Source organism: Methylorubrum subtropicum, assembly GCF_038442325.1.
GTDB classification, from domain to species: domain Bacteria; phylum Pseudomonadota; class Alphaproteobacteria; order Rhizobiales; family Beijerinckiaceae; genus Methylobacterium; species Methylobacterium subtropicum.
This window is the reverse complement of sequence record NZ_JBBXMW010000008.1, coordinates 13,393-38,632: the sequence shown is the minus strand read 5'-3', so window position 1 is coordinate 38,632 and position 25,240 is coordinate 13,393. Positions and strand designations below refer to the sequence as shown.

At 70.0% G+C, this 25,240-nt stretch carries 25 protein-coding genes; 13 read left to right on the top strand and 12 right to left on the bottom strand.

Annotation, left to right across the window (positions count from 1 at the left end):
* The first annotated feature begins 15 nt into the window (after window positions 1-15).
* Together AAHG03_RS12840 and hspQ are read left to right on the top strand one after the other, a co-directional pair.
* Window positions 16-1,065 carry an HpcH/HpaI aldolase/citrate lyase family protein gene (locus tag AAHG03_RS12840; RefSeq protein ID WP_342151061.1) on the top strand — a complete coding sequence of 350 codons (1,050 nt, stop codon included), beginning with the start codon at window positions 16-18 and terminating at the stop codon, window positions 1,063-1,065.
* 60 nt (window positions 1,066-1,125) lie between these two features.
* Window positions 1,126-1,467, top strand: coding sequence for a heat shock protein HspQ (gene hspQ, locus AAHG03_RS12835; protein ID WP_342151231.1), 342 nt, complete (start codon window positions 1,126-1,128; stop codon window positions 1,465-1,467).
* Between the two features lie 118 nt (window positions 1,468-1,585).
* Here the strand turns inward: hspQ and AAHG03_RS12830 are convergent, their stop codons facing one another.
* The 5 genes from AAHG03_RS12830 to AAHG03_RS12810 all read right to left on the bottom strand — a co-directional run bounded on the left by AAHG03_RS12830 (window position 1,586) and on the right by AAHG03_RS12810 (window position 4,224).
* Window positions 1,586-1,990 carry a DoxX family protein gene (locus tag AAHG03_RS12830; protein WP_342151060.1) on the bottom strand — a complete coding sequence of 135 codons (405 nt, stop codon included), beginning with the start codon at window positions 1,988-1,990 and terminating at the stop codon, window positions 1,586-1,588.
* A gap of 3 nt (window positions 1,991-1,993) precedes the next feature.
* The gene (locus tag AAHG03_RS12825; protein ID WP_342151059.1) at window positions 1,994-2,170 is read right to left on the bottom strand and encodes a hypothetical protein; all 177 of its coding nucleotides are present in this window, start codon (window positions 2,168-2,170) and stop codon (window positions 1,994-1,996) included.
* A gap of 55 nt (window positions 2,171-2,225) precedes the next feature.
* A complete protein-coding gene (gene rimO / locus AAHG03_RS12820; RefSeq protein WP_342151058.1) occupies window positions 2,226-3,572 on the bottom strand; it encodes a 30S ribosomal protein S12 methylthiotransferase RimO in 1,347 nt (448 codons plus the stop codon).
* Window positions 3,573-3,692: 120 nt separating this feature from the next.
* Complete coding sequence (locus AAHG03_RS12815; RefSeq protein ID WP_342151057.1) at window positions 3,693-3,974, bottom strand: type II toxin-antitoxin system YafQ family toxin; 282 nt, start codon at window positions 3,972-3,974, stop codon at window positions 3,693-3,695.
* Window positions 3,961-4,224 carry a type II toxin-antitoxin system RelB/DinJ family antitoxin gene (locus AAHG03_RS12810; protein WP_342151056.1) on the bottom strand — a complete coding sequence of 88 codons (264 nt, stop codon included), beginning with the start codon at window positions 4,222-4,224 and terminating at the stop codon, window positions 3,961-3,963. The genes AAHG03_RS12815 and AAHG03_RS12810 overlap by 14 nt, the downstream gene beginning before the upstream one ends.
* A 305-nt stretch (window positions 4,225-4,529) precedes the next feature.
* Here AAHG03_RS12810 and pabB point away from each other — a divergent pair, with 305 nt between their 5' ends.
* Genes pabB through AAHG03_RS12795 form a run of 3 tightly spaced genes read left to right on the top strand, consistent with a single transcriptional unit; the run spans window position 4,530 to window position 7,370 of the window.
* Window positions 4,530-5,915 (top strand): aminodeoxychorismate synthase component I, encoded by a 1,386-nt coding sequence (gene pabB, locus AAHG03_RS12805; protein WP_342151055.1) that lies wholly within the window; start codon window positions 4,530-4,532, stop codon window positions 5,913-5,915.
* Entirely contained in the window at window positions 5,912-6,526 is a 615-nt protein-coding gene (locus tag AAHG03_RS12800; RefSeq protein ID WP_342151054.1) for an anthranilate synthase component II, read from the top strand. The genes pabB and AAHG03_RS12800 overlap by 4 nt, the downstream gene beginning before the upstream one ends.
* Window positions 6,513-7,370, top strand: a complete 858-nt coding sequence (locus AAHG03_RS12795) for an aminotransferase class IV (RefSeq protein ID WP_342151053.1) — start codon at window positions 6,513-6,515, stop codon at window positions 7,368-7,370. The genes AAHG03_RS12800 and AAHG03_RS12795 overlap by 14 nt, the downstream gene beginning before the upstream one ends.
* Before the next feature lie 195 nt (window positions 7,371-7,565).
* Here AAHG03_RS12795 and pncA read toward each other — a convergent pair whose 3' ends face one another.
* The 4 genes from pncA to AAHG03_RS12775 all read right to left on the bottom strand — a co-directional run bounded on the left by pncA (window position 7,566) and on the right by AAHG03_RS12775 (window position 9,784).
* The gene (pncA, locus tag AAHG03_RS12790) at window positions 7,566-8,186 is read right to left on the bottom strand and encodes a bifunctional nicotinamidase/pyrazinamidase (protein ID WP_412759743.1); all 621 of its coding nucleotides are present in this window, start codon (window positions 8,184-8,186) and stop codon (window positions 7,566-7,568) included.
* A gap of 61 nt (window positions 8,187-8,247) precedes the next feature.
* Window positions 8,248-9,222 carry a quinone oxidoreductase family protein gene (locus AAHG03_RS12785; protein ID WP_342151052.1) on the bottom strand — a complete coding sequence of 325 codons (975 nt, stop codon included), beginning with the start codon at window positions 9,220-9,222 and terminating at the stop codon, window positions 8,248-8,250.
* Between the two features lie 110 nt (window positions 9,223-9,332).
* Window positions 9,333-9,578, bottom strand: a complete 246-nt coding sequence (locus tag AAHG03_RS12780) for a hypothetical protein (RefSeq protein ID WP_342151051.1) — start codon at window positions 9,576-9,578, stop codon at window positions 9,333-9,335.
* Complete coding sequence (locus tag AAHG03_RS12775; RefSeq protein WP_342151050.1) at window positions 9,575-9,784, bottom strand: hypothetical protein; 210 nt, start codon at window positions 9,782-9,784, stop codon at window positions 9,575-9,577. Before AAHG03_RS12775 ends, AAHG03_RS12780 begins: the two co-directional genes overlap by 4 nt.
* Window positions 9,785-10,038: 254 nt before the next feature.
* Here AAHG03_RS12775 and AAHG03_RS12770 point away from each other — a divergent pair, with 254 nt between their 5' ends.
* Entirely contained in the window at window positions 10,039-11,268 is a 1,230-nt protein-coding gene (locus AAHG03_RS12770) for a UbiH/UbiF family hydroxylase (protein WP_342151049.1), read from the top strand.
* Window positions 11,269-11,759: 491 nt separating this feature from the next.
* Here the strand turns inward: AAHG03_RS12770 and AAHG03_RS12765 are convergent, their stop codons facing one another.
* Window positions 11,760-12,212: a DUF488 domain-containing protein gene (locus AAHG03_RS12765; protein WP_342151048.1), complete on the bottom strand. Its 453-nt coding sequence runs from the start codon at window positions 12,210-12,212 to the stop codon at window positions 11,760-11,762.
* A gap of 199 nt (window positions 12,213-12,411) precedes the next feature.
* Here AAHG03_RS12765 and AAHG03_RS12760 point away from each other — a divergent pair, with 199 nt between their 5' ends.
* The 5 genes from AAHG03_RS12760 to AAHG03_RS12740 all read left to right on the top strand — a co-directional run bounded on the left by AAHG03_RS12760 (window position 12,412) and on the right by AAHG03_RS12740 (window position 18,186).
* Window positions 12,412-13,263 (top strand): glycoside hydrolase family 25 protein, encoded by an 852-nt coding sequence (locus AAHG03_RS12760; RefSeq protein ID WP_342151047.1) that lies wholly within the window; start codon window positions 12,412-12,414, stop codon window positions 13,261-13,263.
* A gap of 224 nt (window positions 13,264-13,487) precedes the next feature.
* Entirely contained in the window at window positions 13,488-14,249 is a 762-nt protein-coding gene (locus tag AAHG03_RS12755) for a Crp/Fnr family transcriptional regulator (RefSeq protein ID WP_342151046.1), read from the top strand.
* Between the two features lie 154 nt (window positions 14,250-14,403).
* Window positions 14,404-17,199 carry a PAS domain S-box protein gene (locus AAHG03_RS12750; RefSeq protein WP_342151045.1) on the top strand — a complete coding sequence of 932 codons (2,796 nt, stop codon included), beginning with the start codon at window positions 14,404-14,406 and terminating at the stop codon, window positions 17,197-17,199.
* A gap of 103 nt (window positions 17,200-17,302) precedes the next feature.
* Entirely contained in the window at window positions 17,303-17,689 is a 387-nt protein-coding gene (locus AAHG03_RS12745; protein WP_342151044.1) for a response regulator, read from the top strand.
* Entirely contained in the window at window positions 17,686-18,186 is a 501-nt protein-coding gene (locus AAHG03_RS12740) for a GNAT family N-acetyltransferase (protein ID WP_342151043.1), read from the top strand. Before AAHG03_RS12745 ends, AAHG03_RS12740 begins: the two co-directional genes overlap by 4 nt.
* A gap of 186 nt (window positions 18,187-18,372) precedes the next feature.
* On the opposite strand, the gene AAHG03_RS12735 is transcribed toward AAHG03_RS12740, so the two are convergent.
* The gene (locus tag AAHG03_RS12735) at window positions 18,373-21,507 is read right to left on the bottom strand and encodes an efflux RND transporter permease subunit (protein ID WP_342151042.1); all 3,135 of its coding nucleotides are present in this window, start codon (window positions 21,505-21,507) and stop codon (window positions 18,373-18,375) included.
* A 132-nt stretch (window positions 21,508-21,639) separates the two neighbouring features.
* Between AAHG03_RS12735 and AAHG03_RS12730 the strand changes: the two genes are divergently transcribed.
* Both AAHG03_RS12730 and AAHG03_RS12725 read left to right on the top strand, forming a co-directional pair.
* Window positions 21,640-22,845 (top strand): efflux RND transporter periplasmic adaptor subunit, encoded by a 1,206-nt coding sequence (locus AAHG03_RS12730; protein ID WP_342151041.1) that lies wholly within the window; start codon window positions 21,640-21,642, stop codon window positions 22,843-22,845.
* A gap of 110 nt (window positions 22,846-22,955) precedes the next feature.
* Window positions 22,956-23,183 (top strand): hypothetical protein, encoded by a 228-nt coding sequence (locus AAHG03_RS12725; RefSeq protein WP_342151040.1) that lies wholly within the window; start codon window positions 22,956-22,958, stop codon window positions 23,181-23,183.
* A 12-nt stretch (window positions 23,184-23,195) separates the two neighbouring features.
* Here AAHG03_RS12725 and AAHG03_RS12720 read toward each other — a convergent pair whose 3' ends face one another.
* Entirely contained in the window at window positions 23,196-25,202 is a 2,007-nt protein-coding gene (locus AAHG03_RS12720) for a calcium-binding protein (RefSeq protein WP_342151039.1), read from the bottom strand.
* Between the last annotated feature and the right edge of the window lie 38 nt (window positions 25,203-25,240).

The window sequence follows — 25,240 nt, the reverse complement described above, 5'->3', positions numbered from 1 at the left end:
GAGCGAAGACATCCGATGAAACTGCCCCGCCGCTTCTTCCAGCCGCTCGCCGCCGGCGCGCCCGAGCCGTTCCGCGAGCTGCCGATCAAGCTCGAGCGGATGATCCACTTCGTGCCGCCCCACAACGACAAGGTCCGCGCCCGCGTGCCGGAGCTGGCCAAGACCGTCGATGTCGTGCTCGGCAACCTGGAGGATGCGGTCCCCGCCGACCAGAAGGAGGCCGCGCGCAAAGGCTTCGTCGAGATGGCCAAGGCCACCGATTTCGCGGCCTCCGGCACCGGCCTGTGGACACGCATCAATGCCCTGAACTCGCCCTGGATCCTCGACGACCTGTTCACGCTTGTGGCCGAAGTCGGCGACAAGCTCGACGTGGTGATGGTGCCCAAGGTCGAGGGCCCGTGGGACATCCACTACATCGACCAGCTGCTGGCCCAGCTCGAGGCGCGGCATAACGTCAAGAAGCCGATCCTCGTCCACGCCATCCTCGAGACGGCCGAGGGTGTCGCCAACGTCGATGCCATCGCCTGCGCGAGCCCCCGCATGCACGGCATGAGCCTCGGGCCCGCCGACCTCGCGGCCTCGCGCGGCATGAAGACCACCCGCGTCGGCGGCGGCCACCCGGACTACAAGGTGCTGTCCGATCCCAAAGGCGACGCCGAGCGTTCGTCCGCCCAGCAGGATCTGTGGCACTACACCATCGCGAAGATGGTCGATGCCTGCATGGCCAACGGCATCAAGGCGTTCTACGGCCCGTTCGGCGACTTCTCGGATTCGGCGGCCTGCGAGGTCCAGTTCCGCAACGCCTTCCTGATGGGCTGCGCCGGCGCCTGGACGCTGCATCCGAGCCAGGTGGCGCTCGCCAAGACCGTGTTCGCCCCCGATCCGGACGAGGTGAACTTCGCCTCCCGCATCGTCGAGGCCATGCCCGACGGCACCGGCGCGGTGATGATCGACGGCAAGATGCAGGACGACGCCACGTGGAAGCAGGCCAAGGTCATCGTCGACCTCGCCCGGCTCGTGGCCGACAAGGACCCGGACCTCGCCAAGGTCTACAATCTGCCCTGATCGTCGCGCATGGTGGCCTCGCATTGGCAGGGAGCGGGCGCGAGGCCTATCTTGTCGGGCATGACCCAGCAGACCAGCATGAGAACCGCCAAATTCGGCCTCGGTGCGGTGGTCCGGCACCGGATCTACCCGTTCCGGGGCGTGGTGTTCGACGTCGATCCGGAATTCGCCAACACCGAGGAATGGTGGCTGGCGATTCCGGAAGAGGTCCGGCCGCGCAAGGACCAGCCGTTCTACCACCTGCTCGCCGAGAACGCGGACAGCGAGTACGTCGCCTACGTCTCCGAGCAGAACCTCGTGCCCGACACCTCCGGCGAGGCCCTGCGCCACGCCGGCATCAACGAGGTGTTCGAGCGCGCCCCCGACGGCGGCTACCGCATGCGGCTCAGCCACGCGAACTGAGTCCGGGTTCCCAAAGGGATCATCCCTTTGGCGGGGTGCGGGGCGGAGCCCCGCTTCCCTTCAAACCAGGGCTCCGCCCTGGACCCGCGAAAGGACTTGTCCTTTCGAAACCGGGACTTCAGCCGCGCTTGCGGAACGGCCAGTCGATCACGCGCGTCGTGTAGAGCGCCCACCAGACCATCACCGGCTGAAACGCCAGCCGGGGGCCGTGGTACCACCACGTGTCGGGGATCGGCGGGACCGAAATCCCCTCGACCGCGTGCTTGATGTTGGCCGGAAACACGCAGACCGCGTAGAGCGCCAGCCCGATCCCCGCCGCCCGGCGCAGACCCGGCCACGGCAGCATCAGCGCAAGGGCCGTCGCGATCTCGCACAGGCCGGTGGCGATCACCACGAGACGCGGCTGCGGCACCCAAGCCGGCATGATCGGCAGGAAGCTCTCGGGCGCGGCGAGGTGGACCACGCCGATGAAGCCGTAGAGGCCGATCAGGCCGAAGCGCAGCCAGCGGCGGTCGTCCGTCATGGTTCAGGCGGAGCGGTCGGAATCCGGGCGCTCGCGCGTCTCGCCCGAGGGCGTGTTGCCGCGGGCGGCCTCCTCGGCCTCGGTGCCGGCCCGCTCCATCGGCCCTTCCTGCGACTTGACCCGGCCCGTCACCGGGTCCTTCGGCGAGACCGCGGCCTCTTTGTCCTGCTCGTCCGCCATGCTCGGCCTCCCGGTTGTCTCGGCGGGGCAACGCCGCGGCGGGCCGGCCGGTTCGTCAGACCGCGATGCCGTGCAGGTCGTGCGCCTCGGCCCGCTCGATCTTCACCGTGACGATGTCGCCCGGCCGCACCGGGCGGCGGGAGGCGACGTGGACCGTGCCGTCGATCTCCGGCGCGTCCGCCTTCGAACGTCCGCGCGCCACGGTCGGGCCGACCTCGTCGATGATGACCGGGATGCGCTTGCCCACCTTCGCCCGCTGCAGCCGCAGCGACACGACCTCCTGCGCCGCCATGAACCGGCGCTTGCGCTCGGCCTTCACCTCGGGCGGCACGGCGGCGCCGAGTTCGTTGGCGGCGGCGCCCTTGACCGGCTCGTACTCGAAGCAGCCGACCCGCTCCAGACGAGCCTCCTTGATCCACTCCAACAGCTCCTCGAACTCCGCGTCCGTCTCGCCGGGGAAGCCGACGATGAAGGTCGAGCGGATCGCGAGATCGGGGCAGATCTCGCGCCAGCGCCGGATGCGGTCGAGTTGGCGTTCCTGATTGCCGGGCCGGCGCATCCGCTTGAGCACCGACGGGCTCGCGTGCTGTAGCGGCATGTCGAGATACGGCAGCACCTTCCCCTCGGCCATCAGCGGGATGACCTCGTCCACGTGCGGATAGGGGTAGACGTAGTGCAGCCGCACCCAAGCGCCGAGTTCGCCGAGTTCCTTGGCCAGATCATAGAAGCGGGCGCGCACCTCGCGGTCCTGCCAGCGGCTCGGGCTGTATCGGGTGTCGAGGCCGTAGGCGCTCGTGTCCTGCGAGACGACGAGCAACTCCTTCACGCCGGCTTTGACCAGCTTCTCGGCCTCGCGCAGCACGTCCGCCGCCGGGCGGCTGACCAGATCGCCGCGAAGCGACGGGATGATGCAGAAGCTGCAGCGGTTGTTGCACCCTTCCGAAATCTTCAGATAGGCGTAGTGGCGCGGCGTCAGCTTGACGCCCTGCGGCGGGATCAGGTCGAGGAACGGATCGTGCGCCGGCGGCACCGCCTCGTGCACGGCGGCCACCACCGATTCGTAGGCTTGGGGGCCGGTGACCGCGAGCAGGTTCGGATATTTCTCGCGGATTTCGTCGGGCTGCGCGCCCATGCAGCCGGTCACGATCACCCGGCCGTTCTCGGCCATGGCCTCGCCGATCGCCGACAGCGACTCCGCCTTGGCCGAATCGAGGAAGCCGCAGGTGTTGACGATGACGACGTCCGCCCCGTCGTGGCGGCGGCTCAACTCGTAGCCCTCGGCGCGTAGATGCGTGAGGATGCGCTCGGAATCGACGAGCGCCTTGGGGCAGCCCAGCGACACGAACGAGATCCGCGGCGCGGCGGCGCTCTTGGTGTCCGAGGGAGAGGCGGTGGCGGTCATGACGGCTCGTCGTGGGCGGCGCCCCTTTTGCGGAAGAGGGCCGCGTGCGCTTTAAGCGAAGGGCGGTGAAGCCGCCGATATAGCCGCATTGGGGCGCGGTTGCGAGCGGAGCCGTTGTTTCTAGAAACCCAGTCCGGCATGCGAGCCGAGGCGCACGAGCTGAAGCGTCTCCGTGCCGACCAGCCGGTAGATCAGCACGAGGTCCGGCTTCACGTGGCAATCGCGGTGATCGTGCCAGTTGCCGGTCAGCGCGTGGTCGCGCAGGCGCGGGGCGAGCGGGCGATCCGCCGCGAGATCCGCGATCACCGCCGTCAGGTCGGTCGGGAGCGTGGTCCGGTGTCGTCCCTTCATCTCCCGCTTGTAGTCGCGCTTGAACTGCGTGGTCCGCTCAATCGTCCGCATCGAGGTCGGCCATCAGCGCCTCGACGCTGGTGAAGCGTGGCAGGTCGCCGGCGCGGGCCTCGCGCATGGCCGCGACCGTGGTCTCGTTGGGCACCAGCGGCTCGAACGGCAGCGCCTTCTCCCGCGCGACGCGCACGAGCATCATCCGCACCGCGTCGGAGACGGTCAGGCCCATCGCCTTGAGGACGGCGGTGGCCTCCTCCTTGGTCTCGGCATCGATCCGGGCCTGGATCAGGGGTTTTGTCGGCATCGCATCCTCGATTGCACGACAGTGTCGTGCAGCCTCCTAAGATACGCAAGCGGCCATCCCGCAGGCGCGGCGACCCGACGCCGCTCCGCGGCTCGTTGTTGCGATGCTCTGTACTTTGAAAGCCGTTGTATTGTAGTGTTTTGGGAGTCGCTCTTCATGCCCTGGGTGAAGAGCAGGTGAAGCCTCCGCATACCCCTCCCGCAGGCCCGAACCCTGCGAGGCGATTGACGGCGCGGGGCCGGACGCCCTTGGGTAGGGCGAGGCGCTGCGGCGACCGACGCCGAGACACGACACCCTAGAAGACGATGGTCTGGACCCGCCCGATTCCCTTCCTCGACCCGGTCGCGGCGGCCGCCCGCCTCGCCCGGCTGCCGGGGCTCGCCTTCCTCGACAGCGCCATGCCGCACGACACGCTGGGCCGTGTCTCGGTGCTCGCCGCCGACCCGTTCGGGCGCTTCCGGTACCGCGACGGGCAGGCGAGCCTCGACGGGCAGCCGGTGCCGGGCGCGCCGCTCGACGCCCTGCGGGCCTGCCTCGCGCCCTACCGGCTCGCGCCCCGGCCCGACCTGCCGGCCTTTCCCGGCGCGGCGATCGGCTACTTCGCCTACGATCTCGGCGCGAGCCTGGAGCGGGTCGTGCCGCCCGCCCGCCGGGCGGGGCTGACCGACGACATCGCGTTCAACCTCTACGATACATTGCTCGCGATCGATCACGCCAGCGGCACCGGCCTGCTGATCGCCACCGGCTTCCCGGAGACCGACCCCGAGGCCCGCGAGGCGCGCGCAAGAACCCGGCTCGACGCCTTCGCCGCTTTGCTCGCCGAGCCTGCGGAAACGCCGCCCGAATGGACCCCGATCAAGCTCGCGTGGCGCACGAACCTTTCGCGGCAAGCCTATGAAAAAGCTGTCGAAACCGTCAGGGACTATATCCGCGCGGGCGACATCTACCAGGCCAACATCGCCCAGCGCTTCGTCGCCGACCTGCCGCCCGGCTTCGACCCCTTCGCCTTCTACCGGCGCCTGCGCGCCACCAACCCGGCGACCTTCGGGGCCTATCTCGATTTCGACGATCTCACGATCGCCTCGTCCTCGCCGGAGCGCTTCCTGAAGTTGCAGGGCCGCGCGGTCGAGACCCGGCCGATCAAGGGCACGGTGCGGCGCGATCCCGATCCGGCCCGCGACGCCGAGGTGGCCGCCGCGCTCCAAGCCAACCCGAAGGAGCGGGCCGAGAACATCATGATCGTGGACCTGCTGCGCAACGACCTGTCGCGGGTCTGCGCGCCTGGCAGCGTCCGGGTGCCGGTCCTGTGCGGGCTGGAATCCTATGCCGGCATCCACCATCTCGTCTCGGTGGTCATCGGCACCTTGCGCGAGGACGCCGACGCCCTCGACCTCATCCAAAAAACGTTTCCGGGCGGCTCGATCACCGGCGCGCCGAAGCTCAGGGCCATGGACATCATCACCGAGATCGAGGGCGACGCACGCGAGCTCTATTGCGGGGCGATCGGCGCGCTCGGCTTCGACGGCTCGCTCGACACCTCGATCGCGATCCGCACCGTGTTCATGGACGCTGGCCAAGCCGTGCTTCAGGCGGGCGGGGGCGTGACGCTGCTGTCCGATCCGGCCTCCGAATACGAGGAGACGCTGACCAAGGCCGCCCGGGTCTTCGCCGCGTTCGAGGAGGCGCCGTGATCCTCGTCATCGACAATTACGACTCGTTCGTCTTCAACGTCGTGCGCTACTTCGAGGAGCTGGGCGAGACGGTCCGGGTCGTGCGCAACGACGCGCTGGACGTCCCCGGCATCCGCGCCCTGAACCCGGAGGCGGTGGTGATCTCGCCGGGGCCCTGCACCCCGGCGGAGGCGGGGGTGAGTCTTCCTGCGATCCGCGAACTCTCGGGCGAGCTGCCGATCCTCGGCGTGTGCCTCGGCCATCAGGCGATCGGCGCGGCCTTCGGCGGCCGGGTCGAGCGGGCGGGGCGCCCGCTGCACGGACAGGCCACGCCGATCCGCCACGGCGGCGCGGGGCTGTTCGACGGCCTGCCGCAGCCGATGCAGGTCGGGCGCTACCACTCGCTGATCGTGACGCCGACCCCGGAGATGGAGTGCCAGCTCAGCGTCGATGCGGTCTCGTCGGAAGGCGAGGTGATGGCGCTGTCGCACCGGGCACACCCGACCTGGGGCATCCAGTTCCATCCGGAATCGGTGCTGACCGAGAACGGCCACGCGCTGTTTTCCAACTTCCTGAAGGGCGCCCGCGCGTGGCGCGGCGCCGCGCAGAGGGTGCCCGATGCTGTGGGCTGACGGGCGCCTCGTCGAGGGCGGGACGCTTCCCTTCGACATGGGCGACCGCGGGCTGCTGCTCGGCGACGGCGTGTTCGACACCGCGCTCGCGGTTCAGGGCCGGATCGCGTTCGAGGCCGCCCATATCGACCGCCTCGTCGCCGCGGCCGCCACCCTCGGCTTCCCGGCCGACCCGGACGCGATCCGACAGGCGATGCGGGAACTGGCCGACACCCTGCCGCTCGCGGCGATCCGCACCACGCTGACCCGCGGCTCCGGCCCGCGCGGCCTCGCCCCGCCGAAAGAGCCCGCGCCGTTCCTGTTCGCCAGCGCCGCCCCGGCGCGGGCGGGCCTGTTCTTCGCACCCCTGCGGCTCCTGCCGACGGGAATCGCCCGCAACGAGACCTCCCCGGCCTCCCGGCTCAAGACGCTCGGCTATCTCGACGCGGTGCTCGCCGCCCGCGCCGCGACGGCGGCGGGGTTCGACGAGGCGCTTTTTTTGAATTCGCAAGGCCGCGTGGCCTGCGCCGGCACCGGCAATTTTTTCGTCATTTTCGGGGACGTGCTGGTGACGCCGTCCGCGGAGGAGGGCGTGCTACCGGGCATCGTCCGGGGCGAGATTCTCTCGATCATCGCGCCGGCTCTGGGACTGACGGTCGAGGAGCGCCCGCTCCCGCCCGCGGAGCTGGGCCGGGCGGAGGCCGTTTTCGTCACCAACTCCCTGCGCTTGATCGCACCCGTGGCGGCGATCGGCGACACGACTTACGACAGCGCCGGGCATGCGACCGTTCAGAGGCTGTGGGCCGCGTTGCGTGAGGCGGTGGCGGCTTCGTGCGGTGCCGCGCCGGATGCCTTGAACTCGTGATCCGGGGATGACGGAATCACAGGATCGCGGGACGCCGTGATCCCTTCATCCCACCCCTCCCCCTCATCCTGAGGTGCCCACGTCAGTGGGCCTCGAAGGAGGGCTCCAGAAGTCGCGCGATCCCTGGAGCCCTCCTTCGAGGCTACGCTTCGCTCCGCACCTCAGGATGAGGGGAAGGGATGGGAGACGCGTCGTTCAGCCGAACGCCGCACTCGTCACCCGCGCCACCCCGGCCCGCTCCATCTCGGCCCAGGCCCGCTCCGTGCCGTTGCGGTCGATGCCGCGGACCGCGTCTTCGATGACGGTCACGGTGAAGCCGGCGGCGCGGGCGTCGAGGGCGGTCCAGCGGATGCAGTAATCGGTGGCGAGGCCGGCGAGGAACAGGTGGGCGAGGCCGCGCTCGGCTAAGTAGCCGGCGAGCCCGGTGCGAGTGTGCCGGTCGGCTTCGAGGAAGGCGGAGTAGCTGTCGACCGCCGGGTGATAGCCTTTGCGGATCACCAGTTCGGCCCGCTCCGCGTCGAGGCCTGGGGCGAGGGCGGCGCCGGGCGTGCCCTGCACGCAATGGTCCGGCCAGAGCACCTGTTCGCCGTAGGGCATCGCGATCGTGTCGAACGGCCGGCGGCCCGGATGGCGCGAGGCGAAGGAGGCGTGGCCGGGCGGGTGCCAGTCCTGGGTCAGCACGACGTGCGGGAAGATTCTTGTCAGTTGGTTGACCGGCCCTGTGACGGCATCGCCGTCGGGCACGGCGAGCGCCCCGCCGGGCAGAAAATCGTTCTGCACGTCCACGACAAGCAGAACGTCGGTGTCATTGATCATTATGCCAAGTCCAAGGGTCCCGAGGGACAAGTCCCTCGGCGGGTCCGGGCAGAGCCCGGAATCAAGGCGTCATGATCGTGGCGCCCGTGGTCTGCCGATCCGCCAGATCGCGGTGCACCTGCGCGGCGTTCGCGAGCTTGGCGCGGGAATGGATCGGGATCTTCACCGCGCCGCTCGCCACCACCTCGAACAATTCGGCGGCGTTGGCGTCGAGCTGTTCGCGGGTGGCGATGTGGGTGAAGAGGGTGGGGCGGGTGGCGTAGAGGGAGCCCTTGGCGGCCAGGAGGCCGATGTCGAAGGCCTCGATCGGGCCGGAGGCCGAGCCGAAGCTGGCGAAGACGCCGCGGGGGCTCAGGCAATCGAGCGAGGCCGGGAAGGTCGCCTTGCCGACGCCGTCATAGACCACCGGCACGCCCTTGCCCCCGGTGATTTCCTTCACGCGGGCGGCGAAATCCTCGTCGCGGTAGAGGATGACGTGGTCGCAGCCGTGCTCCTTCGCCAGTTCCGCCTTCTCGGGCGTGCCGACGGTGCCGATGACGGTGGCGCCGAGATGCTTGGCCCATTGCGTGGCGATGAGGCCGACGCCGCCGGCGGCGGCATGGAACAGGATCGTGTCGCCGGGCTGCACCCGGTAGGTCAGGCGCAGGAGGTAATGGGCGGTGAGGCCTTTGAGCATCATCGCGGCGGCGGTCTCGTCGGGAACCGCGTCGGGCACGTGGACGACGCCCTTGGCGTCCACCACCACTTCCTCGGCATAGGTGCCGACGGCGCCGGCATAGGCGACGCGCTCGCCGACGCGGAAATCGGTGACGCCCTCGCCGAGCGCGTCGACCACGCCCGCGCCCTCCTTGCCGAGGGTGAAGGGGAGGGAGGCGGCCTTGTAGAGGCCGGAGCGGAAGTAGATGTCGATGAAGTTGACGCCGATGGCGGTCTGGCGGACGCGGATCTGGCCGGGGCCGGGCTCCGGCGTCGGGATGTCCTCGTAGACCATCGCCTCGGGGCCGCCGTACTGGTGCACCCGGATCGCCTTCGGCATTGCGCTCACTCCGTCCCTGTCGCCCGTCCTCTTACGGGCGGGAGATATCGGGCGCGGCGCCGGGGGCAAGCACTTTCACGTTGGATCGGGCGGTATTTCCCCGCCCTGCCCTATTCCCCCTCGACCGCGACGCGCATGCCGATGCCCGACAGGCAGCGGTGGATGCGCTCGGCGATCTCCGGCGTCAGTTGGTGGACGTGGACGTGCATCGTCGCGGTGTCCTCGGGCCGCACGATCACGCGGTAGCGCAGGCCCTCGTCGCGCATCTGGCGCAGCAGGTTGGTGCTGGCCGTGGTCATCGCCGCGATGTGCTGGTCGATCAGCTCGGGCCGCATGCCGGACTGTGTCCCGCTCATCCGCGCCCTCCCCGACTCGCCGCCGCGCCGCGCCGGATTTCGGCGTGGCCCCCGCTCGCCGGATTGTCGGCGCGGGCCGGGCCCGCCTGCCGGACCGGCGGAAACAGGCGCGACAGGCCCTGCGCCACGCCCGCGAGGACGGGATCGTAGGGAGAGCCGAAATCGCCCGAGGCGGCCTCGGGCCGGGTGGTGATGAATTTCCGCACGAACGCCCCCTCAGACGTGTCTTGCGCCAATCGACGATGCGTCGCCCCTGGCGCCCAACCGGTGCGACCGAGCCGAACCAACATTTGTTTGGCAATGCACGTGGGACGATTTGGTTTCATTTCGTCGCGTCGTCTTGTCGCCGCCGCGTCGGCGCCCAGCCCGCGCCGCGCGGCGGGCGCCGCCCTTGACCCGGCCCCGGCGCAACCTCTGTAGGAGACGAGAACCCCTTGCCGCCTTGAGGAGCCCTTTCGCCGTGACGGTCCCGGTCCCGCCCTCCCCCGCTCCCGCCCTCCCGCCCCGCTTCGAGGTCGCGGTGGTCGGCGCCGGGGCGGTGGGGCTCGCCGCGGCGCTGGCGCTCGCCCGCGACGGCGTGGCCACCGCCCTCGTCGGGCGCCACGCGCCGGTCGCCGACGGGCGCACCGTGGCGCTGCTCGACGGCTCGGTGCGGCTGCTGACGGCGCTCGGCGCCTGGAGCGAGATCGCCCCGCACGCCGCGCCGCTCGCCGAGATGCACCTCGTGGACGATACCGGCAGCCTTTTTCGGCCGCCGCCCGCCCGGTTCTCGGCGGGCGAGATCGGCCTGCCTGCCTTCGGCTGGAACGTCGAGAGCGCCCGCCTGGTCGAGACCCTGCGGCGGCAGGCGCGCGCCACCCCCGGCCTGACCCTGTTCGAGGCGGATTCCGCCGGGATGCAGCTCACCGAGGGCGCGGCGATCCTGTCCCTGGCCGATGGGCGGAGTCTGGCGGCGCAGCTCGTCGTCGCCGCCGACGGGGGCCGCTCACCCCTGCGGCAGGCGGCGGGCATCCGCACCCGCGAATGGTCGTATCCGCAGGCGGCGCTGACGACGCTGCTGGCCCACGAGCGGCCCCACCGCGACGTCTCCACCGAGTTCCACACCCGCAACGGTCCGTTCACCCTGGTGCCGCTGCCGGGCGGGCAGCGCTCCAGCCTCGTCTGGGTCACGGGCGAGCGGGCGGCCAAGCGCCTGTCCGGCCTCGACGACGCCGCGCTCGGGGCGGCGGTGGAGCATCAGGCCCGCTCGATGCTCGGCGCCATGCGGATCGACGGGCCGCGCGGCCTCGTGCCGATGCGGGGGCTGTCGGTCGCGAGCCCCGTCGCCGAGCGCCTCGCCCTGATCGGCGAGGCCGCCCACGTCTTCCCGCCGATCGGGGCGCAGGGGCTCAATCTCGGCCTGCGCGACGCCGCGGCGCTCCGCGACACGGTGCTGTCCGCCCGCGAGGCCGGGCGCGATCCGGGCGAGGCGGCCTCGCTCGCGGGCTTCGCCCGCGGTCGCGGCCTCGACGCCCGCCTGCGCGGGGCGGCGGTGGACATGCTCAACCGCTCGCTGCTGACCGACCTCGTGCCGGTCGATGCCCTGCGGGGCTTGGGCCTCGTCGTCCTCTCCTCCATCGCCCCGCTGCGCCGCCTCGTCATGCGCGAGGGTGTGCAGCCGCGGCTCGGGGCGCCCCGGTTGATGCGGTAAAATGTTTGCTTGATCGCGAGTGCGATCCTCGTGACTGGACGACGCGGCTTTTGTATGAATCGAATTTGCTTCGGGCAGGGCTACGTGCTTGGAAATATTGGATGAATTGCATGTCGATCGTAAGGACTTTGGATGAGGTGCGTACCAGAGGAGGGGCTGCCGGAGAAGATTCGTTCACTATGAGAAGAATTGCCATATTACAGAGACGGGATGGGCTTTATTCGGTATTGTTTCAATGTTATTTGATATCTGAATATGAGGGCGATATAATTTCTGAGGGATGGGTGGATAGTTTCACTGATGGAAGCTATGAAACTATGGAGATCGCAGAATTCGAAGGCGTGAAGAAGTTTAAGCGTATGTATAAAGTAAAATATTGGAATTATAATTAATACGATTATGCCAATCCCTCTGGCAACGCACGATTTGGGATTGATCAAAATTCATTGAGGAGAATTTTGCTTTTAGGCGACCTTTCAATCAGTGCATCATCATAGGAAATTGCCATACAGATCGACCGTCTCGAACCCCCGTTCCGCCAGCCGCTCGGCCAGCACCCTGCGGTGGCAGCGGGCGGGGTCGCGTTCGAAGCAGAGCAGGCAGGTGGGGGCGCGGGCGGCCAGCTCCGCCAGCGCGTCGAGGGCGAGCCCGCCGTCGGCGGTGTCGAGCACCTCCTCGCAGTAGATCTTGCGCATCAGCCCGGCATCGTGGGCGCGGGCGGCCTCGCGGCCGGATTTCGGGGTGCCGAGGCTGCGAAAATGCTCGTAGCCGAGGCCCGTCTCCTCAAGGCCGGCCTTCAGCGCGCCCTTCGAGAAGCCGCGCTTGCGCGAATTGGCCACCGCCCGCACGTCGGCGAGCACGGCGACGCCCGCGTCCTTGAGCGCGGCCTGCAGCCGCTCGGGCGCGAGCCCTTCGTATCCGATGGTAAACAGAGTGTTGCGCATGGGACACTCGCCCGAAACCCGAGACCTGTGAGGGAATTAGCGCGCGGCCCCGTGGCGCCGAGACCCGGCTTAGTCCGGCCTATGTGCCCGGTTTGCAACGGCTTCCGGAAATCCGCCGCAATGCTGGCAAAGCTCTGTTAACCGCCCGCGGGGCATCGAATACCCATTGAATTCGCACGCGGGAAGTGGCGGGCCATCGATGTCGCAGGACACCGGGTATACCTCTCAACGCCCTGCGGCTCCGCGCGCTTGGCTGAAGCGGGGGCTGGCCGCCGCGCTGCTGTCCGGGCTCGCGGCCTGCGCCTCGCAGAGCGACTTCTACCCCACCAAGGGCGACGTGAAGCCCCATCCGGGCGTGGCGAAAGCCAAGAATCACCCGATCCAGGGCATCGACATCTCGAAGTGGCAGGGCCCGATCGACTGGGCCTCGGTGAAGGGCGCGGGCACGCAGTTCGCCTTCATCAAGGCGACCGAGGGCGGCGACCACGTCGACGAGCGTTTTCGCGAAAATTGGGACGGGGCGGGCCGGGCCGGCGTGCCGCGGGGCGCCTACCACTTCGTGTTCTGGTGCCGCTCGGCCGAGGACCAGATGGCGTGGTTCAAGCGCAACGTCCCGAACGATCCGACCGCCCTGCCCCCGGTGCTCGACGTGGAGTGGAACGGCCACTCGGCCAAGTGCCCGAAGAAGCTGCCCAAGGCCCAGGCGCTCGCCATGACCAAGTACATGCTCGAGGAGATGGAGCGCTACACCGGCAAGCGGCCGATCATCTACACCGACATCACCTTCCACAAGGACGTGCTGGAGGACGAGCTGCCCGATTACCCGCACTGGGTCCGCTCCACCGCGGCCGAGCCGGAGCAGCGCTACGCCAACCGTAAGTGGATGCTGTGGCAGTTCACCTCGACCGGGCGCGTGCCCGGCGTGCGCGGCGACGTGGACCGCAACGCCTTCTACGGCAGCCCGAAGGAATGGGCCTCGTTCCTCGCCACCGATTGCGACCCGCGCGACCACCGCCACCTCGCCCCGCAGGGGCTGTGCAGCGCCAAGTAGGGCGGCGTATCGGGCCAAGCGCCGGGCCAAGAGCCGGTGGATAGGCGCGAGGGGCGATAACCTATGTTATCGCCTCGTCGGCGCTTGATCTGTCGAGTATGAGAAGAAGCGGTTCGGCACGGGTTTTTCCGCTGTCCGGCGATCCTATCGTCTACTTGTAGACAGACGTCGCGGCGGGGCTCGCGCTAGGAGCGCCGCACCATCCGACGGACCTGAGCTACCCCATGCCTTCGGCCCTGGAGCGCTGCTTCGAAGGCAACCTCCTCCTCAAATCCTTGCGGTCCGAGGACCGCGCGCTGCTGCTGCCGCATCTGGAGCGGATCGAGTACGCGCGCGGCGCGACGCTGTTCGCCGCGGGCCGCGAGGTCGACTTCATCAGCTTCCCCCTCGACCAGACGGTGGTGACGCTGCTGATCTCGATGATCGACGGGCGCAGCGCCGAGACCGCCACGATCGGCCGCGAGGGCGCGGTCGGCGGCGTCGTCAGCAACGGCGGCCTGCCGGCCTCGACGCACGCCACGATCCAGATCGGCGGCCCGGTGCTGCGGATGGATTCCATGCGGCTGCAAGAGGCCAAGCGCCGCTCGGAGAGTTTGCGCAACCTGTTCACCCGCTACTCCGACTGCCTGCTGGCGCAGGTGCTCCAGTCCGTCGCCTGCAACGCGCTCCATCCGATCGAGGAGCGCTGCCTGCGCTGGCTGCTGACGCTGCAGGACCGGCTGGAGAGCGACGTGCTGCCGATCACCCAGGAATCGCTCGCCGCGATGCTGGGGGTTCAGCGCACCTATCTCACCCGCATCCTGCGGATGCTGCAGCAGCAGGGGCTGATCGAGGTCGGGCGCGGGCGCATCACCATCGTGGACCGGGCCGAGACCGAGGCGGTGGCCTGCGAGTGCCATGCCTGCGTCAAGCGTCACTTCGAGATGGTGCTGGGTGCGGTCTATGGTCCGAATGGCCGCCTTGTCGCGATCGATCCGCCGACCTAAACGCTCTTTCACGAGAGGGTGCCGCCGTCCGCTGGCGGCGCTGCCTTCGATGGCGCCGAGCCCGCGGGGACGGGATGCAGGGGGCGACACGACGCCATGACCGACAGCCGACCCGCCCGTGCCCAACGCGTCTGCGCCCAACCTGTCTGTGCCGATGAGCCGACCGTCTGACGCCGGCGCGGCCGGAAGCGCGGCCGAAGGTGCGCCAAAGATCGCGACCGGGGTCGCCGAGCGGCGCGCCGCGCTCGCCCGCTACGGCATCCTCGACACGCAGCCCGAGCAGGATTTCGACGACGCGGTCGCGCTCGCCGCGCAGCTCTGCGCCGCGCCCACCGCGCTCGTCAGCCTCGTCACCGAGGACCGGCAATGGTTCAAGGCGCGGCTCGGGTTCGATGAGCCCGAGACCGGGCTCGACCGCTCGGTCTGCTCGCACACGCTCGGCTTGACCGACGTCCTCGTCATCCCGGATCTCACCGCGGACGACCGCACCCGCCGGAACCCGCTCGTCACGGCGCCGGCCGGCATGCGCTTCTACGCGGGCGCCCCGCTGATCACGCCGGAGGGCGTCGCCATCGGCGCCCTGTGCGTGCTCGACACGGTGCCCCGGCCCGCGGGCCTGAGCCCGGCGCAAGTCGCGGGGCTCGCCGCGCTCGCCCGCTCGGTGATGACCAAGTTCGCCCTGCGCCGGGCCGCGCTCGCCCGCCGGGCGGAGATCGCCGCGCTGGCCGAGAGCGAACTGCGCCTGCGGCTCGCCGTGGAGGCGACCGGCATCGGCACCTTCGATTACGACCTCACCTCCGGCGTGCTGCGGTGGGACGGGCGCACCCGCGCCCTGTTCGGCGTCGGCCCGGACGAGCCGGTGAGCTACGAGGGCAGTTTCCTGCCCCGCCTCCACCCGGAGGACCGGGCGCGGACCGACGCGGCGGTGCGGGCCGCCCTCGATCCCGAGGGGCCCGGCCGGTTCGATTGCGAGTACCGCACGATCGCGCGGGACGGCACCCTGCTGCATCGGCTGGCCGCCCGCGGCGCCCTGGTGCGCGAGGGCGCCGACACGCTGCGCTTCGTCGGCACGGTGCGCGACGTGACCGCCGAGCGCGCGGCGCAGGGCGCGCTCAGCGCCACCGAGGAGCGGCTGCGGCTGGCCACGCGCGCCACCAACGACGCGATCTGGGACTGGGACCTCGTCACCGACCACGTGCTGTGGAACGAGGCGCTGGAGGCGGCCTATGGCTGGGCGCCCGAGCGCGTCGAACCCACCGGCGGCTGGTGGCTGGCGCGCATCCACCCCGACGACCGGGCGCGGGTCGAGGACGACATCCGCGCGGTGATCGACGGGACCGGCGACGACTGGCGCCACGAATACCGCTTCCGCCGGGCCGACGGCTCCTATGCCGAGGTGTTCGACCGCGGCTCGATGGTGCGCGACGCCCGCGGCGAACCGCTGCGGATGATCGGCGCCATGCTGGACCTGACCGAGCGCAACCGCGTCTCCGGCCAGCTCCGCGCCGTGTTCGAGGGCGCCAATGTCGGCATCGTCCAGATCGATCCGCGCACGCTGGTCGCCCTGGAGGTCAACGCCAAGCTCTGCGCGATCTGGGGCGCGGAGGAATCCGACATCGTCGGCCATTCGGTGGCCAAGTGGACGCCGCCGGAGGACGCGGCCGAGCGCGACCGCCTGCACCATCGGTTGGCGGCGGGCGAGATCATGCGCGAGACCCTGGAGAAGCGCTACCGCCGCAAGGACGGGCGCCTGATCTGGGGCCGGGTCAACCTCGTCTCGCAGGTGATCGGCGACGCGCTGCTGACGACCGCGATGATCGAGGACATCACCGAGGAGAAGCGGATCGAGGCGCGCCAGCGGGCGCTGATCGACCTCGGCGACCGCCTGCGCGACGCCCCCGACGCCGCCGCGGTCTCGGGCGTCGCCGCCGAGATCCTGGGGCGCACCCTCGGCCTGTCGCGGGCGGGTTACACCGTGATCGATACCGGCGCGGGCCGCTTCCGGATCGAGCGCGACTGGACCGACGGGATGGCGGCGAGCCTCGCCGGGACCCATCCGCTCGACCTGTTCGCCGCGACGGTGGCGCGCCTGCGCCGGGGCGAGGTTCTGGTCGTTGCCGACATCGCCGCCGATCCGGGCCTCGCCCCGGACGGGGGCAGCTACGCCGCGCATGCCATCCGCGCCCAGATCAAGGTGCCGCTGCTGCGCCGGGGCGAACTCGTCGGCCTGCTGTTCGCCCACGCCGCCCTGCCCCGCGCCTGGGAGCCGGCGGAGGTCGGCTTCGTGCGCGAGGTGGCCGACCGGGTCTGGGCGGCGCTCGGCCGGCTCCAGGCCGAGGAGCAGCAGCGCGTGCTCAACCGCGAGCTGAGCCACCGCCTCAAGAACACCCTGACCATGGCCCAGGCCATCGCCTCGCAGACCCTGCGCAACGTCACCGATGTCGGCTCGGTCAAGGAGGCGCTCGTCGCCCGCCTTGTGGCGCTCGGCAAGGCGCACGACATCCTGCTCTCGGGGGAGGGCGACGAGGGCGCCGGGCTGGAGGCGGTGCTGGCCGGCGCGCTCGCGATCCACGACGACGGCGAGCCCGACCGCATCCGCCTGTCGGGGCCTGCGATCGAGGTCGGCCCGAAGGCCGCGCTGTCGCTCTCGCTGATGATCCACGAACTCGCCACCAACGCCGCCAAGTACGGCGCCTTCTCGGTGCCGGGCGGGCGCGTCGGCGTGGAATGGACCATCGACGGGAGCGGGCCCGACGCCGTGGTCCGGATGGTCTGGTCCGAGCGCGGCGGCCCGCCGGTCACGGTGCCCACGCGAAAGGGGTTCGGCTCGCGGCTGATCGAGCGCGGCCTGTCGGGTGCCGTCGGCGGCGCGACCCAGACCGACTACGCCCCCGACGGCGTGGTCTGCCGCATCACCGCCCCGCTCGCGGGACTCTTGGAGAAAGAGTAGTTTCTCCTCTGCCGCAGGGGTGGGGCGGCAATTTTGCGCGGGAACGGGGGCAACGAACCGCGCTCTCGCCGTTTGTCGGAGGGAACCGGCCCGAGGAACCCCGATGGACGCGCCCGCCTTCCCCGCCCGAGACGGCGCGCGCCCGCTCGCCCTGGTCGTCGAGGGCGACGCGATCCAGCGGATCGGCACGGTGGATTGCGTGGCCGAGGCCGGCTTCGAGGTGATCGAGGCCTGGAACGGGACGACGGCGTTGCGTCAGATCGAGCGCCATCCCGAGCTTTGCTTCATCGTGATCGACGCCGACCTGCCCGACCCGGACGGGCGCTTCGCCCTGATCCACGCCGTCGCCCGCCTGCGGCCCGGCCTGACCCTGATGGCGGTCTCCGCCGGCCCGGCCCCGGAGCCGGGCGCCCTGCCCTGCGACGCGCGCTTCTCGGCCAAGCCCCTCGGGGCGGTGCTGGCCAGGCAGGTGTGGGCGGGCTTGGCGTGACGCCGTCGGCGCAGTGGCGACCGCTCCTGACCGAGGACATGGCGCAGGTCGATCGGATCGCCGCCCTGATCCACGCCGGCCTGCCGGAGCGGCCCGCGGTGCTGGCGGAAAAACGCGCTTTGGCGCCCGCGACCTGCCTGAAGCTGGTGCTCGCCGAGAAAACCGTCGGATACGGGCTCGCGCATCCGTGGATGCTCGCCGACATCCCGCCCCTCGACGGGTTCCTGACCGCGCTGCCGCCCTCGCCGGACTGCCTCTACGTCCACGACGTCGCGATCCTGTCCGAGGCGCGCGGCCAGCAGGCCGCGGCCCGGTACATCGCCGGCCTCACGGCGCAGGCGCGGAGCCGCGGGATCGGGCATCTCGCCTGCGTCTCGGTCTACGGCACCGTCGGCCTGTGGTCGGGCCTCGGCTTCGCCGTGCAGAACGATCCGGGCTTGCGGGACAAGCTCGCGAGCTACGGCGAGAGCGCGCGGTACATGACGGCCGAGGTTTGAGCGCGGGCCAAAGCCCCGCTCATCCCACCCAACCCCCTCATCCTGAGGTGCCGCGAAGCGGCCTCGAAGGAGGGCTCCAGTTCGCTCAGCGATCCCTGGAGCCCTCCTTCGAGGCTTCCGCTTCGCTCCAGCACCTCAGGATGAGGGGGTTGGGTGGGATGGCGCGGTCAAAAAGATCCCAAAAAATCACTCCGCCGGGACCGCCTGACCCTCCGCCTTGCCCTTCGCATCCCCCCGCAGCCGCTCGGCGGCGATGTAGAAGACCGGCGTCACGAACAGGGTCAGGACGGTGGCGACGACGAGGCCGCCGATCACCACCGTGCCCATCGACAGGCGGGCGTTGGCCCCCGCCCCGCTGGCGATGGCGAGCGGCACCGCGCCGAGGATGAAGGCGAAGGAGGTCATCAGGATCGGGCGCATGCGCATCCGCGTGGCGTGCTTGGCGGCTTCCAGCGCGTCCTCGCCCTTGGCCCGCAATTCCTCGGCGAAGGAGACGAGCAGGATCGAGTTCTTGGCCGCCAATCCGACGAGCAGCAGCAGCCCGATCTGCCCGAACACGTCGAGCGGCATGTCGCGCAGCGCCAGGAACCCGACCGCGCCGAAGATGGCGAGCGGGGTGGCGAGCAGGATCACGAGCGGCAGGCGCACCGATTCGTACTGCCCGGCGAGGAAGCAGAAGATCATGAACACGCCGAGGCCGAAGATCAGCGGCGCGAAGCTGCCAGCGATCTTTTCCTGATAGGCGACCTCGGTCCACTCGATGGAGAAGTTGCGCGGCAGCTCCGAGGACAAGCGCTCGACCTCCTCCAGGATGGTGCCGGAGGACGAGGTCGGCTCGATGGTGATCGCCACCTCGATCGCCGGATAGGTGTTGTAGGATAGGACCGCGGTCGGCCCCGTCGTGAACTTCGCCTGCACCAGCGAGCCGAGGCGCACCGGCTGGCCTTCGGCGTTGAGCACGGTCAGGGCCTCGAGATCCTGAAACACGCGCCGGCCCGAGGCCTCGCTCTGGACGTAGACCTGATAGACGAAGCCGAAGCGGTTGAAGAGGTTGACGAAGCTCGATCCGACATAGGTGCCGAGCGCCTCGAACAGCCGCGAGAGCGGCACGCCGAGCTGCTCGGCCTTGGCCCGGTCGATGTCGAGGCGGATCTGCGGCACGCCCCATTCGGTGGTCGGCGTCGCCCCGCTGACGCCCGGCAGCGCCTTGATCTTCTCGATGAATTCGTTCGCGGTCTTGGCCAATCCCAGGCCGCCGTTGCCTGAGCGGTCCTGAATCTCCAGCGTCAGGCCGCCGCGGCTGCCGAGGCCGGGGAGCGGCGAGGGGTTGGCGATGCGCACCTGTCCATCGGGATCGTGCTTGAACCGCTCTTCCATGTCGCGGATCAGGTCGTTGACGGTGGTCGTGCGCTCGTCCCAGGGCTTCATCACCGGGATGTTGAAGCCGTAGAACGGGGCCACCGTGTCGGCGAGGAACGAGCGGCCGGACACGCCGATGGTGTGATCGACATCGTCGCGCGCGCGCAAGACCTCGCCGAAGCGGGCGTTCATCGCCTCGGTGCGCTGGACCGAGGCGCCGAGCGGCATCGCCACCTCGGCGTAGAGGTAGCCCTGGTCCTCCTCCGGCACGAAGCCGGTGGGGCGCTGCATCAGGAGCAGCACGGTGGCCCCGGCAAACAGCGCGAACACGGCGAGCGTCAGCACGACCCGGCGCGACAGGAAGCCGATCGAGGCGACGACGAAGCCCGCCGAGCGGTCGAGCGCGGTGTTGAACCAGTCGAGCGGGCGCTGCCACCACGGGCGGCGATGGTCAGGCTCGTGCGGGCGCAGCAGCAGGCCGCAGAGCGCGGGCGTCAGCGTCAGCGAGACGATGGCCGAGATCAGCACCGAGATCGCGATGGTGAGGGCGAACTGGTTGTAGAGCTGGCCCGTCAGCCCCGGGATGAAGGCGACCGGCACGAACAGGGCGGCGAGCACCAGCGTCGTGGCGATGACCGGCCCGCCGACCTCGTTGACGGCGGCGCGCGCGGCGGGCTTCGGCTCTTGGCCCTCCGACATCAGCCGCTCGGTGTTCTCGACGACGATGATGGCGTCGTCCACCACCAGCCCCACCGCCAGCACGAGGCCGAGCAGGCTCAGCGTGTTGAACGAGAAGCCGAGCAAAGCCATCGGCCCGAACGTGCCGATCAGCGCCACCGGCACGGCGATGGTCGGGATCAGCGTCGCGCGCCAGTTCTGGAGGAACAGGTAGGTGACGACGGTGACGATCAGGATCGCCTCGACCAGCGTGCGCACCACCTCGTAGATCGCCTCCTTGACGAACTCGGTGGAATCGAGCGCGATCTTGTAATGCAGCCCCGGGGGAAAGCGCTTGGCGAGGTCCGCCATGGTCTCGCGCGTCCCGTTCATCACGTCGACAGCGTTGGCGTCGGGGTTCTGGAAGATGCCGAGCGTGGCCGCCTGCTTGCCGTCGAAGTTCGAGGTGACGCCGTACTGCTCGGAGCCGAGTTCGACGCGGGCCACATCCGAGACCCGCACCACCGAGCCGTCGGCGTTGGCCCGCAGGACGATGTTGCCGAACTCCTCAGGCTTCACCAGCCGGCCCTTGGTGACGAGCTGCAACTCGAAGGGCGTGGCTCGGTCCATCGGCAGCTTGCCGAGCGAGCCCGTCGTCACCTGCGCGTTCTGCGCCTGGATCGCCGCGAGCACCGTCTCGGTCGCCATGCCGAGCGCTTCCATCTTGGTCGGGTCGAGCCAGACCCGCATGGCGTAGCGCATGTTCGAGAAGTTGAGGATGCGGCCCATGCCGGTGACGCGCCGCAGCGGCTTGATCACCTGCGTCTCGGCGTAGTTGGCCAGAAAAAGCTCGTCGAAGCCGGTGCCCTCGTCGGCGTAGAGCACGACGTTGCCGAGCCGCTGGCGCGAGGATTTCTGGATTTCGAGGCCCTGGTCGCGCACCGCCTGCGGCAGCTTCGCCTCGGCGCGGCTGGAGCGGGTCAGCACCTCGGCGGCGGCCGCGTCGAGGTTCGAGCCGACCTCGAAGGTGGCGTCCACCGAGACGCTGCCGTCGGCCGACGAGGTCGATTGGATGTAGATGAGGTTGGGCGCCCCGTTGATCTCCTGCTCCAGCGGGATCGCGATCGACTCGTAGGCCTGCTGGGCGGAGGCGCCGGGATAGGTCGCCTGGATGTTGACGACGGGGGGCGCGATCTCCGGATATTGCGCGATCGGCAGGGTCAGCCCGGCGACGATGCCGATCGTCGTGATGATGATCGAGATCACGCTCGCGAGGATCGGCCGGTCGACGAACGTGGCGAACATGGGCCGGGGCCGTCTCCAGGATTTTTGAGCGGGGTCGCGAACGGTCCGCGTGCAACGTCTTGCGCCCCAGCGTGTTCCCCCACCTGCCGCGCCGCCCCGCCAGGACGGGCCGCCGGCACCGGGAGACACTTCGTGCGGTCAGGCGTCGGCTTCGTCATCACCGGCATCGTCATCGGGGCGATGGGGATCGCGGGCGGCGCGTGGTGGGGCATGGGCCGGCCGATCCCCGGCTTCCTCGCCCATCACCTCAAGGTGGATCAGCGCACCAAGGCCCAGGCTAGGCAAGAGCCGGCGCTCGCCGTGAAGGTGGTGCCCGCGGCGCAGGCCGAGGTGCCGGTCGCGTTCGAGTATACCGGCACGATCCTCTCGCCCCGCGACGCCGAGTTGCAGGCGCGGGTGACCGGCATCGTGGTGGAGCGCGCCTTCGAGCCCGGCGGCCACGTGAAGAAGGGGCAGGTGCTGTTCCGCATCGATCCGCGCCCCTTCGAGGTGGCGCTGCAATCGGCGACCGCCTTGCGCGACCAAGCGAAGGCCACGGTCGACTTCGCCCAGGCCGAGGTGAACCGCACCGAGCAGCTCGCCGACAAGGGCTTCGCCACCGAGCAGCGCGCCCAGCAGAACCAGTCGAACCTCGCCACCGCGATCGCCAAGCTCAACGAGGCGGAAGCGGCCATCGCCCGGCAGAAGCTCAACCTCGACTACGCGGTGATCCGCGCGCCGATCGACGGGCGCTCGTCGCTCTCGCTCACCAATGTCGGCGACATGGTGATCGAGAACCAGACCCGGCTCGTCTCGGTGGTGCAGGTGAACCCGATCGACGTGCAGATGGCGCTCTCCTCCGAGGACGCCGAGGCCGTGCGGGTGGCGCTCAGTGAGAAGCGGGCCAAGGTCCAGCTCCTCGACGTGCGGCGCGAGCCGGAGCGCGAGGCCACGATCTACCGCCTCGACAACCGCTTCGATCCCCGCACCGGCCGCCGCCTGATCCAGGCGTGGCTCGACAACGCCGACGAGCGCTACCTGCCCGGCCGTTTCGTGCGCGCCCGCATCGAGGTCGGGCGCCAGCAGCGGCTCCTAGTGCCGACCATCGCGCTCTCGGCCCAGCTCGACCAGCAGGTGGTCTGGACCGTGGACGACCGGAACAATGTCCACATGACCGCGATCGAGACGGGCGATGCCTACGGCGACGCCACCGCGGTGCTGAAAGGTCTCAAGCCCGGCACCAGGGTTGTGGTCGATCATTTCCAGAGCCTGCGCCAGAACCTCAAGGTCGCGCCGCAGACCGCCGAGCCGGTGAAATCCGCCGACAACACCCCCGCCTCCGGCGAGGCGCGGCACTGAGCGTTGTCTTGGTGAGCCGGCCCGGCTCTTGCTGCACGGCGCGTGTGCCGGCGCACGGGCTCGGGCGGCGGCCGGGGCGTTGAAGCGAAGATGCGAGCGAGACGGAGACGATGACGCTTCTCACCATGCCCACCGTGCAGGCCCTCGTGTTCGTGCTGGGCTGCGCCCTGATCCACGCCGCCCGCGCCCACGCCGCGGCGCTTGCCCGCGTGCTGACCGAGGCGGCGCTCCTGCTCGCCGTGCTCCTGCTCGTCAGCGCCGCCATCAACTCGGCGGTCGAAGCCACCCTCGGCGGCAGCGGCCCCTACGACGCCATCGTGGCGCTCGACGCGTCCTGACCGGGGTTTTGCTCACACCACGAAGAAGTCGGCGTGCGTGAGCGCCGCCTTGTTGTCGAGCACCGCGAACTTCACCGCCGCCGCCTTGCCCGAACCGTCCGCGTCGTAGAACAGGCTTCCGCTGCGGCTGTCGTAGAGGATGTGGTCGTCGGCATCGACCTTGGCCTTCGCGATGTCCTTGAACTCGCCGGCCTTCAGCTCGCCCGGCGCCAGCGCCGAAAACAGGCTCTTCGCGAGGCGGATCGTGTCCTCGGGGGCGAAATCGGTGATGCGATCGACGTTGCCGGCCCCGAGCTTCGTGGCGAACACGAAGGTGTCGGCGCCGCGACCGCCCGTCAGCACGTCGGCGCCGAGGCCGCCGTCGAGGACGTTGGCGCCGGAATTCCCCACCAGCGACTGGCCGAATTCGTTGCCGGTCAGCGAGAGGCCGGCCGAGCCGGTCAGGCGCAGGCTCTCGATCTCCTGGCCCCCCCTGAGGGCGTAGCTGACCGAGGCCAGCACCGTGTCCGTCCCACCCCGGACCGCCTCGATCACCAAGTCGCGGGCGTTGTCGACGACGTAGGTGTCGTGGCCCGCCCCGCCCCGCATCTCGTCGGCGCCGGCCCCGCCGTCGAGCACGTTGGCGCCGGCATTGCCAACGAGCTTGTTGCCGAATTCGTTGCCGGTGAGCTTGAGGGCGGCCCGGCCGGCGGCGTCGGCCGTCTGCAGGGTCTCGATCTGCTGTCCGGCGGCGAGGCGGTAGCTCACCGTGGTGACCACCGTGTCGCGGCCCCCGCCGACCGCCTCGATCACACGGTCGGAGGCGTGATCGACGCGGTACACGTCGTTGCCCGCGCCGCCCTCCATGATGTCGGCGCCGCCCTTGCCGTCGAGGACGTTGTTGCCGCCGTTGCCGATCAGGTGGTTGGCGAGCGCGTTGCCGGTGGCGTTGATCGCCCCCTTCCCTGAGAGGGTCAGCATCTCGACGTTGGCGGCGAGCGTATGGGACACGGAGGCGACGACCCGGTCGGTGCCCTGGCCGGCGTTCTCGCGGATCACGTCGCGGGCATCGTCGACGATGTAGGTGTCGTTGCCGGCCCCGCCCGCCATCGTATCGGCGCCGAGGCCGCCGTCGAGCCTGTTGTTGCCGGCATTGCCCGTGAGCGTGTTGGCGAGCCGGTTACCGGTGAGGTCGATGTGGCCCGTCCCGAGCAGGCGGGCGCTCTGGACGATGTCGGAGGGGAGCGTCATCGACACGAACGAGAAGGTCGCGACCGGCAGGCCCGTGGGCGCCTTCGTCGCCGCCTTGCCGAGATCGACGGCGTGGCGCACCGACGAATCGTCGCCGCGGTCGTGGACGCGGCCGCCGAGCTTCGAGCGATCCGCGGTGCCGAAATAGTCGTTCTGTGACAGTACCTTGCCGTCGTTCGCCAGCGCGATGGCGATCGTCCGCGGATCGAGGAAGGCGTTGCCGGTCGAGGTCACGCCGCGCTGGGCGCCGCTGCCGAGGACCGACAGGGCCGCCCCCGGCCCGCCCGGATGGTAGGCCCCGTCATAGGAGAAGGTGCGGTCGAAGACGTTGCCCGCGACCGTGAGGGCGCCGTACTCGGCGCCGTCGGCGGTCCGGGCCGCGATCCCGCCGCTGTCGAGGAACAGGTTCTTGCTGATCGTCGTGTGGCCGCCGCGGGGGTAATAGGCGTCGATCGCGGCGTACATATTGCTGACGACGGAGTTGGTCAGGCTCAGCGAGCCGTAGCCCACGCCGCTGACGCTGCCCGCGTCGAGCTGCGCGTGGTCGATCACCGTCCGCCCGGTGATGCCGGCGTCGTTGCTCGTCACGAAGTGGGTGTCACTGAGGAAGATCGGCGCGGCGGCCGTGCCCTTGGCCGACAGCGTGCCGTAGGTCGCGATGCTGTGGCCGCCGCCCTCGATCCGGGCGCCGGGCGCGATCGTCAGGGTCACGCCCCTGGCGATCTGGACGTCGTCCGTCAGCGTCCGCGCGCCCGGCCCCCACACCGTGTTCGTCCGGATGATGATCATGCGCACTCACGAAATGGCGTCGGTCGAAAAGGAAACCC